We start from the raw sequence: 12,809 nt of genomic DNA on the forward strand, positions 1-12,809 counted from the left end.
CTTATGGTACGGCTACAAGTTCAACTATACGGCTTATTACTTGATCTTTAGTAATGCCATCGGCTTGGGCTTCGTAACTTAAAATAATGCGATGACGCAGTACGTTATGCACAACAGCTTGAATGTCATCAGGTGCTACAAAGTCACGGCCTTGAAGCCATGCATGAGCACGAGCACATTTATCAAGTGCTATTGTTGCACGCGGACTTGCACCAAACTCAATCCAGCTACCTAGTTGCGCATCTAATTTAGCGCCTTCACGGGTGGCAATAATAAGTTGTACTAAATATTGCTCAAGCGGCTCTGCTAAATAAAGGCCTAATATTTCTTTACGCGCTGAAAATAAATCGCTTTGACTAATTTTTTGCAATACTGGTTGTTGTTCATTAAGCGCTTCGCCGCGTGTTAAACGCAGTATATCAAGCTCATGCTCTGCGCCTGGGTAGCCAATACTTAGGTGCAGTAAAAAGCGATCCAGCTGGGCTTCTGGTAGCGGGTAAGTCCCTTCTTGCTCTAGCGGGTTTTGCGTTGCCATAACTAAAAACAGTTCGCTAAGCGGATAGGTATTTTTACCCACGGTAACTTGTCGCTCTGCCATGGCTTCTAATAGTGCTGATTGTACTTTGGCTGGTGCGCGGTTAATTTCGTCAGCTAAAATTAGGTTATGAAAAAGAGGGCCTTTTTCAAATACAAACTCGCTAGTTTGTTGGCGGTAAATATCGGTACCTGTTACATCAGCTGGTAATAAATCTGGCGTAAACTGTACGCGCTGAAATGAGCCTTCAATGCCTTTAGCAAGTGCATTAACTGCACGTGTTTTTGCAAGCCCAGGAGGGCCTTCTACTAATAAGTGACCATCAGCTAAAATAGCAATAAGTAGCGCTTGTGTAAGCTCTGGCTGGCCAATGATTTGTGTATCTAAGTACGTTTTTAATTGTGAAAATGCGTTAGCTGCCATAATAAGTGGACTGTCCTCGTCAGCTGGGTTTGTACCTAATAGTGTTAGGTGATAAATACTGACCTATTTATAAGGTTTATAATTGGGTAACTCAAGAGTTAGACTGTATTTTTTAAAATAGTTCGTTATTTTTTAACGAATTTTAGCGTACCACAAAACTTTGTAAATGCGTCTAAAAAAGCCTATTGTGATAGTCGTAATTAAACACTGTTTATATAAATTTGTGTTTATCTATTGGCTTTAGGGCACGGGTTGTTTAGAATCGAGGAAAACAAACAGGTCAGACCTGTCAGCGGGAGAGCATAAATGTCTGAGCAAAACATACTAAAAACACCAAAGGGCGACCGTATTGCCATCGTTAGCGGCTTACGTACACCTTTTGCAAAACAAGCAACAGCGTTTCACCATGTACCAGCACTTGATATGGGTAAATTGGTGGTTAACGAAATGCTTGAACGATTAAATTTCAATAAGTCAGAAATTGATCAACTTGTATTTGGTCAAGTAGTACAAATGCCAGAAGCGCCAAATATTGCACGTGAAATTGTATTGGGTACAGGTATGCCAGTATCGGTTGATGCATATTCTGTATCGCGCGCATGTGCTACCAGCTTTCAGGCTATTGCTAATGTAGCTGAGTCTATTATGGCGGGATCTGTAAGTGTAGGTATTGCAGGTGGCGCAGATTCGTCATCAGTATTGCCAATTGGTGTAAGTAAAAAGCTAGCAGGCAGCTTAGTTGATTTAAATAAAGCGCGTACGCTTGGTCAACGCTTAAAAATATTTTCAAAACTGCGCTTAAAAGACTTATTACCAGTGCCTCCTGCAGTTGCAGAGTACTCAACAGGCCTTTCAATGGGGCAAACTGCTGAGCAAATGGCTAAAACACATAATATTAGCCGTGAAGATCAAGATGCATTAGCGCATCGTTCTCACTCACTTGCAACGCAAGCATGGGCTGATGGTAAGTTAAAAGATGAAGTAATGACGGCGCATTTACCGCCATATAAAAGCTTTATTTCAGAAGATAACAATATTCGTAAAAACTCAACGGTTGAAGGCTACGCCAAGCTTAAACCTGTTTTTGACCGTCAGCACGGTACTGTTACCGCCGCAAATGCAACACCATTAACTGATGGTGCAGCGGCCGTACTTATGATGAGCGAAAGCAAAGCAAAAGCACTTGGCTATGAAATACTAGGTTACGTACGTAGCTTTGCATTTTCGGCAATTGGCGTAGAAAAAGACATGTTAATGGGCCCAGCTCATTCAACGCCTATTGCACTAGATAGAGCGGGTATTACGCTTGCTGATTTAGACTTAATTGAAATGCACGAAGCGTTTGCATCGCAAACACTTGCCAATATGAAAATGTTTGCCTCAGACAAATTTGCACAAGAGCATTTAGGTCGCAGCAAAGCAATTGGCGAAATTAACATGGATAAGTTTAACGTTAACGGCGGCTCTTTGGCATATGGTCACCCATTTGCAGCAACAGGTGCACGCTTAATTACGCAAAGCTTACACGAGCTTAAACGTCGTGGTGGCGGTTTGGCATTAACAACAGCGTGTGCTGCTGGTGGTTTAGGTGCAGCCTTTGTATTGGAGAGCGCGTAATGACTGATTCAGTATTTAATTTAGCGGTAGATGAAAACAAAATTGCCGTAGTAACGATTGATGTGCCAGGGGAGAAAATGAATACCCTGCGCAGTAGTTTTGCCGATGACTTAAAAGCATTATTAGAAGACGCTAAGTCGCAAAATGTAAAAGGCATGGTATTTATAAGCGGAAAAAGCGATAACTTTATCGCGGGCGCCGATGTAAAAATGCTCGATAGCGTTCAAAAGCGTGATGATGCTTTAGCTATTAGCGAACTATGCCATCAAGCATTTTTTGATATGACAAAACTGCCATACACTACAGTAAGTGCGATTCATGGCGCTGCATTAGGTGGTGGTTTAGAGTTTGCTTTAGCGTGTGACTACCGTGTTGGTACCGACAGCGATTTAACAAAAATTGGCTTACCAGAAGTGCAGCTTGGTTTACTTCCTGGTGGTGGCGGTACGCAGCGCTTAACTAAAATTGTTGGTATTCAAAAAGCACTTGAGTGGATGCTAACAGGTAAACAAATTCGTCCTAAGCAAGCTAAAAAAGCAGGCGTGCTTGATGACTGTGTACCACACAGTGTGCTGCTAAAAGTTGCAAAAGAATTTGCGACTAAGAAAAAGCCACAAGCAAAAGAGCCAAAGCTCGACAATATTAGTAAATTACTAGAGTCAAACCCGTTTGGTCGTAACTTTATCTTTAAAAAAGCTAAAGAAAACGTACTTAAAAAAACGGGCGGGCACTACCCAGCACCACTCGCTATTATTAAGGCTGTGCGTGCTAGTGTAGAGCTTGATGAGCTAAAAGCGTATAAAACAGAAGCTGAAAGCTTTGCAACACTTGTAATGAGTGACGAATCGAAAGCGCTTCGCGGTATTTTCTTTGCAACCACTGAAATGAAAAAAGAGTGGCGCAATGATGACGCACCCGCAATTAGCAAAACTGCTGTTTTAGGTGGTGGACTAATGGGCGCAGGTATTGCGCATGTAAGTGCTGTTAAAGCTAAAGTACCGGTACGTATTAAAGATGTAGCAGAGCAGGGCATTAGTAATGCAATGAGCTACACCTACAAAATTTTAGACAAGCGCCTTAAGCGCCGTATTATGTCTAAAGCTGATATGCAGTTAACAATGAACCGTATTACAGGTACAACAGACTACAGCGGCTTTAAACACATTGATTTAGTAATAGAAGCGGTGTTTGAAGATCTTGCGCTTAAGCAAGGTATGGTTGCAGACGTAGAGCAGCAATGCCAAGAAAATACAATTTTTGCTAGTAACACGTCATCATTACCAATTTCGCAAATTGCAGCGCAGGCAGCTCGTCCTGAAAATGTAATTGGCTTACATTACTTTTCACCAGTAGAAAAAATGCCATTAGTGGAAATTATTCCACACGAAGGTACATCTAAAGAGACCATTGCTCGCGTTGTTAACTTTGCACGTAAGCAAGGTAAAACGCCAATTGTTGTAAAAGACATGGCCGGTTTTTACGTAAACCGTATTTTAGCGCCTTACTTAAATGAAGCTGCTAACTTAATGCTTGCGGGTGAGCCAATTGAAAAGATTGATGCAGCCCTAGTTGAGTTTGGCTTTCCGGTAGGACCGCTGGCTCTACTTGATGAAGTAGGAATTGATATTGGCTCTAAAATTGCTCCAATTCTTGAAAAAGAATTAGGTGAGCGTTTTAAAGGCCCTGATGCATTTATGCGTATGATTGATTCAAAACGCCTTGGCCGTAAGTCGGGTCGTGGTTTTTATGAATACGACAAAAAAGGCAAAAAGGTTGATGAGTCAGTTTACGAACTATTGGGTGTTACCCCAGCTCCACGTTTAAACAAAAGCGAAATTGCTAAGCGATGTGTATCAAAAATGCTTAACGAAGCAGTACGCTGTTTAGATGATGGCATTATTGCAAGCCCTCGTGATGGCGACATTGGTGCAATATTTGGTATTGGTTTCCCACCCTTTTTAGGTGGCCCGTTTAGCTATATGGATAAATTAGGCGCAAGTAAAATAAGCTCTGATATGTCTACATTGGCTAACAGCGATGCTAATTTTGCTCCATGTGAGTCACTGGTAACAATGGCAAGCTCTGGTACTACTTTTTATAATGCAGCAACTGTTGAGGTTGTAGCTCCTGAAGTACAAAGTACTGAGCCACAAGAGCAAAGTGTCACTGAGCCTGAAGTTACTAAAGAGATTGAAACAAAAGAATAAAGTTTCTACTGTTTATAAAAACCGCATTTAAATGCGGTTTTTTTATGATTTTTAATATTTAAATGAGGAGCTTAATGACATTATTTACACAAAGATTGAGCATGTACCAAATAGAAGAGTCTGATTGGCCTCTTTTTCTAGCGCTTCATCGCGATCCTCAAGTCCTTAAGTATTGTTTTGATATGCCAATGGAGTCACTGGTAAGAAACCGCTTTGAGATACGCTTACCTAAGTGGAATACTAAATCACGCCACCCACTGTGCTTACTCATTATTAATAATAAAACAAAACAACCAGTGGGTGTTACAGGCTTTGCCTATGACGGAGAAACCGCAGAGCTTGGTTATTTATTATTGCCAGAGTATTTTAATAAAGGCTACGCGACAGAGTCGTTAAGAGCTGTAATTGATTGGGCTTGGAAAGAATGTGGTATTAGGCAGTTTAAAGCAGTCGTAACGCGTGGCAATATTGGTTCTGAAAAGGTGCTTAGTAAGTGCGGCTTAACCCATACCGATACACTTTTTAAAGTGCATACAATAGGCGAAAAGTTATATGACGATTTAATTTATACGCTTAAGGTTTAAGGTTTTAATGGGCTAGTAGCCTAGCCCAAAAAGTGCTTACAAGTGAAGTGAGATAGCTTTGCGGTCTTTTTCTGGCATATTTTCTACGACTAAATTAAATGAGTTATCAATCATTCTCTCAATTTCACCTTGTGCAATTGTGCCGTCTAAAATTACTGTGTTCCATAAGCGTTTATTCATATGGTAACCAGGGATCACTGCCGGGAAAGTATCACGCAATGATATTGCTTCATCAGGATCGCATTTTAAGTTAAGCCACCAAATAACCTCACCATCATCATTAGTTTGACCGTCATTGCCAATAGCAAGAGTCGCAAACATTTTATGATTCACTTTATATACATCAACCTCTTGCGCAAATGGTTTTGTAACCTGAACAAGTGGTTTTTTAACTAAATACTCATGTACTTTTTTCTGGTCCATGATCCATTCCTTGAAGTCATACTCGGTAAAGCTACCATAGCAGTTTTTTTCACATTTGATTATATGTATTTTAGTATAAATTAAAATTTTACAAGCTAATACAACATGTAGCGTAAAACCAACGTAATTTTAGTTGAACAAAATCCAGTTCGTGGTATGTTTCTGCCAATCAAAAAAATAATAGGAATTCACACATGCCAAAGGCGAGTGATGTTAAAAAAGGTACTGCTATTGACTTCAATGGCCGCGTTTTAGTTGTAAAAGATATTGTGCGCTCTGTGCCGCAAGGTCGTGCTGGTGGTAGTTTATACCGTATGCGTTTATACGATGTGGTAACCGGTGGTAAAGTTGACGAAACATTTAAAGACAGTGACATGCTAACGCTGGCTGATTTAACACGCCGTGAAGTAATGCTATCGTACATTGATGGCGACGAGTATGTGTTCATGGATAATGAAGATTACACGCCTTACAACTTAAACAAAGATGCTATTAGCGAAGAAATTTTATTTGTTAATGAAGAAACGCAAGGCGTACATGTAATTGTTATTGATGGCGCGCCAGTAGGACTTGATTTACCATCAAGTGTTGAACTTGTTGTTGAAGAAACAGACCCATCTATTAAAGGTGCATCTGCAAGTGCTCGTTCAAAACCTGCACGTATGTCTACTGGCTTAAATATCTCTGTGCCAGAGCATATTTCAACAGGTGACCGTATCCGTATTAATACTGTTGAACACAAATTTATGGGTCGTGCTGAAAAGTAACTTGTAATACCAACCTGCATAAATCCTTGATCAATTTAACGAATTAAATTGCACTATAACGTCGTTAAAAGTTTTTTATTTACGACTGCATGGATGCAGGAGGTAGAGCAATGCAGGGAGCAATTGCCGAGAACAACTAGATATAAAAACTTTTGCCTAGTTCTAGCGTAATTTTCTTAACGTTAAATAGACCCCATATATAAGCAGATTGGTATAAATTATAATTTTAAAAGCCGAATCTGTGTTTAACAGGTTCGGCTTTTTTGTGCGCGCGGGGGATTTGTTGCTTTAAATTTAATCACGTTAGCGTTAGAATAAGCGCCGTATTTTTGAGCAACTTTAAGGCGTGATTTTGTTTATAGTTTTACTAAGCAGTGCATTTATAGCTTTAATGTATTTAGAAACCATTAAAAAAGGCATGCCAATTAAGCGATGGCTGATTTTAGGCGGTTTACTTGGACCTGTAGCCTGGTGCTTGTTTAATCTACATTATCGTCGTGCTTTAGTTAGAAATGTAGGAATAAATGCGTGTATATGGCGCCCTTAATTTATCGATGCCACATTTTTATTTTTTCTAATTAAACTTGGGGCTGCTTTAGTTTGTTGTTGCTTTAAAAATTCAGTAAATTCACTTTTTGATAGAGGCTTGGAATAATAATAACCTTGTACTGTTTCGCAATTAAGCTTTTTGAGTATATCAATTTGATGGGCTTGTTCTACACCTTCAGCAACTACATGTAAATCAAGGTTATGTGCAATAGTGACTATTGAGTCGACCATGTTACGGCCACGTTCGTTGGTCATGTCATCTATAAATGCTTTATCTACTTTAAGTGTATTAAGTGGAAATTGCTTTAAATACGCTAATGATGAATAACCAGTACCAAAATCATCCATTGCTAAATGAATACCTCGGGCACTTAACGAACGCATAATTGCAATGGCTTCTTTAGGGTCATCCATTACAGTACCTTCTGTTATTTCAAGCTCTAAAAAGTAAGAAGGTAATTCATTTTTTTGCAAAATAACGTCAATACGAGAGGTTAAATCGGGGAGGCTAAATTGCTTTGCTGATAAGTTGACAGCTACTCGGCCGCTAAATAAACCGCTATCTAGCCATTCTTTTACGTCTCTGCAGGCTTTGTTTAATACCACCTCACCAATTTCAATTATTTGGCCCGTTTCCTCGGCTATAGGTATAAAAACTCCCGGACTAATAATGCCTTTTTTGGGTGTAATAAAGCGAACTAATGCTTCCATTCCGGTTAGCTTGCCTGTTCGAATATTCATTTTTGGTTGGTAGTACACTTCAAAATGGTCTTCTTTTAAACCAAAGCGCATGAGGTTTTCAATTTGCAGTCGTTTAACGGCTTGGCGGTTCATCGTGTCGTTAAAGAATAAGTAGCTGTTACCTTTCTTTTTAGCATGATACATCGCGGTATCTGCATTTTTTAAAAGCAGTTCAGGCGTATTACCGTCTTCTGGGAATAATACAATACCTACACTTGAGGTGATTGCCAGTTCGTGGCCTGCCATTTTAAATGGTGTAGCAATGGCTGCTAAAAACTGTTTAGCCATGCGTGTAATTACATGTATGTCGTTAGTGTCAGACATTACCAGAGCAAACTCATCGCCGCCTAAACGATAAAACACATCATTTTCACGGGTTAGTTTATTTAAGCGCATTGCTAGTTTAGCTAATAAGCTGTCACCTAGCTGATGTCCTAACGAGTCATTTATTTTTTTAAAGTTATCTAAATCGAACACAAGCAAGGCGTGATGCGAATTGAGTTTTACTAGTTTATGCAAATCAGTAAAAAATAAATTTCGGTTAGGCAGACTGGTTGTGCGATCTCGATTCGATAAGTTATGTAATTGCGATTCGGCTTTTTTACGCTCTGTTAAATCTGAATATACAACGACATAATTAGTTATTTGATTTTGATCGTTTTTAATTTCATCTATGGATATTTCTATCGGTAATAAAATACGCTCACTATTACGAAGCTTCACTTCTTGTTGAATATGTTCGCGCTCTTTTACTATTTCAATAATTCTGTTTGTGTAGCTTGGCTCATACCCAGATAGGCTAAAATCTTTTCCTAAGTATTGTTCGCGTATGCCACCAAACAAGGTTAAAAAGCTAGGGTTTATATCAACCAGTTTAAAGTTTTTATCGTAAATTGCTAAGGCGTCAGTAAGCGACTCAACACATTTTGCAAAAAGGTTTAAGCGCTCTTCAGTTGATTTTAACTGTGATATATCGCGAACGGTACCTGTCATTCTAAGGGGTGATAAGTTTGCGTCTTTTTCAATTATTTTTCCGCGATCGAGCACCCAGTGCCAACGACCAAAAGTATCTTTGATTCGGTAGGTAGCTTCAAAAAAAGCAGACTGCTCTGCAAAGTGCACTTTTAGCAAGTGCTCAACGTTATTAATATCGTGAGGATGGATAAGGCCTTTATTTGGTGGAAACCCCATTAACGTAGTTGAGTCCATTAAATACTTATCGTTAATACGAATAACTTCGCCTGTTTTTATGTTCCAGTCCCAAAGTGTATCGCCGCTACCTTCTACAGTACTTTTAAGGCGTTTTTCCGAAAGTCGGAGTTGGCGGCGTGAACGTCTAAGTTTGTGGATTACAAATAACAGGTAGGGCAAAGCAAGCGCTATAATGGCGCTTGCTAGTATAAGTATATTGTCTGAGTTGTAATTAAGTGATGACTCAAAGGCAAAAAGCTCAAATGAGTAAGCAAGTACTACAAGCATGCTTAGTTTTATTATTGTTTTTATCATTTTTTGATTACTTCTAATTTACAAATGATAATTTAAAACAAGCTAAACCTAGTGTCAAAGAGATTGAGAGTAAACGGGCATATTTTGAGATTTACTGACTTTTGCCGAGCTTAAAAGCTCATATCTTGGTCTATTATCATCAAATAGGCTTAGTGCATAAACTTTTACTTCTTTTAGTGTTAGTGCGTTTAGGGCATCTAAAAGTCGCTGCTGCATATGAAATTCGTGATCTCTGTTACCAATAGCAAGCCATAACCGTTGTGAGCGCAGGCGCAAGTTTTTATCTTTTTCTGCAATATGAGTACTAAGGCCATGTTTTTGCTGTTGCCAATCGTTTTCATCAAGTGCATCAATGTTATCAAGGTATTTTTTAATAAAGCTGTTATGACGATGCAATAATGTTTTTGCATCAAACTTAGGTGACTGCACATAAAATGCTATTCCAGCACGAGTATTGAAAGGTGCATAACCTGCGCCCACTAAATAACCTAGCTGTTGTGTTGTTCGTAATTCGTTAAAGTAATCTTGATTAATTAAATGATTTAACGCCATCATTTTTACTTTTTCGGCCACGCAATCCGTTTGCGCTTGATAGTAAACTACCATGGCATGGTCGCTACAAGGAAGTTCTAACTCGTAGCGAGTTACTTTTTTAATTTCAAAAAGAGGGCGTCTTAAATCTTCAATTATGGCTGCGTTTTTTAGGTGTTCGGCGACCTTTTTTTGAAAGGCTAATGCATCACTTTGCTGCCAGTTACCATGTAAAAATGATTCAACATGTAGTGCTTTAAAAAAGTCTGTTCTGAACTCATTAAATTGCTGAAAACAAGTGTTTTTTAATGCCGATGCAAGCTCCCCAGGTTGAGGGTTCCAAGGCATTATTTTTGCGCCTAAAATACTAAACAACTCACTGACTGGTTTGTTTTGGTTGCTATTGCGCCAATGCCTTACAAGTTGTTTTTTATATTCAGCAAAGCGTTTTGCACAAATTTCTACATTAAATAAAGCATCTATTAATTGATCAACAAGCTCTAACTGGCTAGATGAAAGCCCAGCGGTATGTAGAGTTAACCCACCTTGATGCGAGGTTAAGTGGTAGCTAAGACCTGCAAGTTCTGCAGGATAAAATTGCTCGCCCACGCTATCCATAAATAAATCAGTAAATAAGCGGGTGAGTGCCATATGTTTAACATCTTTTACGGCAAAATCAGAATCCATGGCCAAATAAAAATGACCTTTAGCAACACGAAATGTGTTGTCTTGTTTAAACCAAAAGTCAAAACCGGGTTCTTTTACTAATAACTCGGGTTTCGTTTGTGGTTTTATGACATCAAATAACACCACTTCTTTTGTTAAATAAGGATTAGCGGTAGGCAGCAGCATTTCGCTCAGCGGTTTATTTATCTCGCTAAGTGCATCAAGCCAACTAGGTGAAATATGTTCTACTTTATATGGTGTGTTGTACCATGCGGTTTTATGTTCAGGCTCTACATCTGGATGTATAAGTACGATGCGCATATTATGTGGCGTTAACCACTGCATGGCCATTTCGTGGGTCGCTTTTTTAAAGCCTTCCATTAAATAGTCGCCTTGCACGTAATTTGCTTCGTCGTAATGCTGCATATTAATGCTTAAATTACTGACCCAATCAATCAAGCGTGACTTTTCTTGGTTATCGAATGCTATTTGTAATAGATTTTTTTTATCTTGGTATAAGCGCGGCAATTTTTCGGTGTTATCGTTAATTAAGCAAATGTATTCAAACACCATTTCAATAATGTCTTCGAAGTATTCAATACCTTCATCGGTAAGCGCTAAGCTAATATTAAAGTCTTTAAAGTTGCTGCCATTAATACCACCGCCAGCAGAAAGCGCGTTTATCCAGCCTTGCTCTTTTAAAATAGAATAAAGAGAACCCGCGCCTTCATAGCCAAGTAAATGGGCAATAAAACTCACTGTTTTGTGGCGATAAAAGTCGTCAATATTAGGCATAGCAAAACTTATGATAAGTTTTTGCATATGCTTATGCGGCTCAATATGGAGTATTTTTCCTATGTCTTGTTTGCGATAGAGGGGCTCACTGATCTCTGGCTTTTTGAGGTTTTTATTACCCTTAATTGCGCCAAAGTAAGTTTGTGCCCAGCTTTGTAGTGTGTCTAATGTTTCGTTTGCGCAAATAACTAAAGTCATCCACTGAGCTTGGTACTGACTATTAAAAAAGTCGCGAAGCTCATCACTAATACAGCGCTCTCTGTCAGCTAAGGTTTGTAGGTTTCCTACAGAAAATTTAGCAAATGGATGAGCTGGATTTACCGTTTCTTTGTGGGCTTGATAAATACGGCGACCATCGTCTTTTATTTTTAGTTTAAACTCGGCTTCAATTGCGTTGCGTTCTTTTTCTGTTTCGGCTGAATTTAAAAGTGGCGCAATAAAAAAACGGCTAAATTGGGTAAGCGCCTGTTCAAATTCTTGGTTATTAATATCAAAAAAGTAACAGGTATGCTCAGTGCCAGTCCACGCATTAGTGTTCCCGCCAGCTTGTGAAACAAAATTATTAAAACTGCCTGAATCTGGGTATTGGTCAGTGCCTAAAAAAAGCATGTGCTCTAAAAAGTGTGCTAGGCCTTGCCTATCAAGAGGATCGTCAAAATGCCCGGCGTTAACTGCCATTGATGCTGCCGCTTTTGTAGAATCTTTATCTTGCACTAATAGTACTTTTAGACCATTGTCCAGTGTAAAGGCGCGGTATGCTCTGTTATCATTGCGGCTGATATTCAAATGATGCTCCTGAAACTAAACGTTTACTTGTTAACAACAGATGATGGCTTCAGGAAAGCGAAATACAGCTTAAAGATTTACCTGAATCTCATGAAAGAATTATTTAGAAATAAATAGATTTATGTTGTTAATATAGCTGACAAATGGGCAAACTGGCTACTGTTTTATATTCTTTAATCGGTTGATTTTTTATGAAAACAATCCTAATAATGCGCCACGGCGAAGCAACACCCATGCAGGCTGATGATGCAGGTAGAAATTTAACCCAAGCAGGGCACGATGAAGCTGAAAAAATGGGCCTTTGGCTCAGTAAAGCACATTGTCCTGATGCACTGTTAGTTAGTCCTTACATTCGTGCACAGCAAACAGCTGCAGGTGTGGCTAAAAATAACGTATTTAAATTTAGCGAAACCACGTCCGATATTATCCCCGAAGGCAAACCTCAAATTGCTGCTGACTATCTTGAAACGCTTATTGCTACTCATCCCCAATGCAATACATGGCTTATAGTGGCACACATGCCTATTGTAAGTTATTTAGTGGATCAATTAAGCCCTGGTAATATGCCAATTTTTAATACAGGTGCTGTTGCTGTTATTAGTTATGATGAGCAAACCCAGCGTAGTAGTTATATAAGTATAAATGCCCCAGAAAACCTTTAAATAATTGAGAAAAGTAA

Annotated in this window: 10 protein-coding genes; 6 read left to right on the forward strand and 4 right to left on the reverse strand. The window is 39.1% G+C overall.

All coding sequences use genetic code 11. The annotated features are described in order from the left end of the window. Position 1: 1 nt before the first annotated feature. Positions 2-958 carry a MoxR family ATPase gene (locus QMA08_RS10295; protein WP_138489424.1) on the reverse strand — a complete coding sequence of 319 codons (957 nt, stop codon included), beginning with the start codon at positions 956-958 and terminating at the stop codon, positions 2-4. A 306-nt stretch (positions 959-1,264) separates the two neighbouring features. Between QMA08_RS10295 and fadI the strand changes: the two genes are divergently transcribed. The 3 genes from fadI (at position 1,265) to QMA08_RS10310 (ending at position 5,366) form a co-directional block, all read left to right on the forward strand. Further along, positions 1,265-2,575: an acetyl-CoA C-acyltransferase FadI gene (fadI, locus tag QMA08_RS10300; RefSeq protein ID WP_004335629.1), complete on the forward strand. Its 1,311-nt coding sequence runs from the start codon at positions 1,265-1,267 to the stop codon at positions 2,573-2,575. Further along, positions 2,575-4,782 (forward strand): fatty acid oxidation complex subunit alpha FadJ, encoded by a 2,208-nt coding sequence (fadJ, locus tag QMA08_RS10305; RefSeq protein ID WP_182673903.1) that lies wholly within the window; start codon positions 2,575-2,577, stop codon positions 4,780-4,782. The genes fadI and fadJ overlap by 1 nt, the downstream gene beginning before the upstream one ends. A 74-nt stretch (positions 4,783-4,856) precedes the next feature. Then, entirely contained in the window at positions 4,857-5,366 is a 510-nt protein-coding gene (locus QMA08_RS10310) for a GNAT family N-acetyltransferase (protein ID WP_290174472.1), read from the forward strand. A 36-nt stretch (positions 5,367-5,402) separates the two neighbouring features. On the opposite strand, the gene QMA08_RS10315 is transcribed toward QMA08_RS10310, so the two are convergent. Then, complete coding sequence (locus QMA08_RS10315) at positions 5,403-5,789, reverse strand: MmcQ/YjbR family DNA-binding protein (protein WP_002962151.1); 387 nt, start codon at positions 5,787-5,789, stop codon at positions 5,403-5,405. A gap of 194 nt (positions 5,790-5,983) precedes the next feature. Here QMA08_RS10315 and yeiP point away from each other — a divergent pair, with 194 nt between their 5' ends. Beyond that, positions 5,984-6,556: an elongation factor P-like protein YeiP gene (yeiP, locus tag QMA08_RS10320; RefSeq protein ID WP_002962153.1), complete on the forward strand. Its 573-nt coding sequence runs from the start codon at positions 5,984-5,986 to the stop codon at positions 6,554-6,556. A 352-nt stretch (positions 6,557-6,908) separates the two neighbouring features. After that, on the forward strand, positions 6,909-7,103 hold the full coding sequence (locus tag QMA08_RS10325) for a hypothetical protein (RefSeq protein WP_024604473.1): 195 nt from the start codon (positions 6,909-6,911) through the stop codon (positions 7,101-7,103). Here the strand turns inward: QMA08_RS10325 and QMA08_RS10330 are convergent. Both QMA08_RS10330 and QMA08_RS10335 read right to left on the reverse strand, forming a co-directional pair. Next, on the reverse strand, positions 7,100-9,352 hold the full coding sequence (locus QMA08_RS10330) for an EAL domain-containing protein (protein ID WP_149602982.1): 2,253 nt from the start codon (positions 9,350-9,352) through the stop codon (positions 7,100-7,102). The genes QMA08_RS10325 and QMA08_RS10330 overlap by 4 nt on opposite strands. 54 nt (positions 9,353-9,406) lie before the next feature. Continuing rightward, the gene (locus tag QMA08_RS10335) at positions 9,407-12,130 is read right to left on the reverse strand and encodes an insulinase family protein (protein WP_149602981.1); all 2,724 of its coding nucleotides are present in this window, start codon (positions 12,128-12,130) and stop codon (positions 9,407-9,409) included. 191 nt (positions 12,131-12,321) lie between these two features. Between QMA08_RS10335 and sixA the strand changes: the two genes are divergently transcribed. Beyond that, a complete protein-coding gene (sixA, locus tag QMA08_RS10340) occupies positions 12,322-12,792 on the forward strand; it encodes a phosphohistidine phosphatase SixA (protein WP_024593905.1) in 471 nt (156 codons plus the stop codon). Positions 12,793-12,809: the final 17 nt, after the last annotated feature.

Source organism: Pseudoalteromonas sp. APC 3355 (genome assembly GCF_030407615.1).
Lineage (GTDB): Bacteria > Pseudomonadota > Gammaproteobacteria > Enterobacterales > Alteromonadaceae > Pseudoalteromonas > Pseudoalteromonas distincta.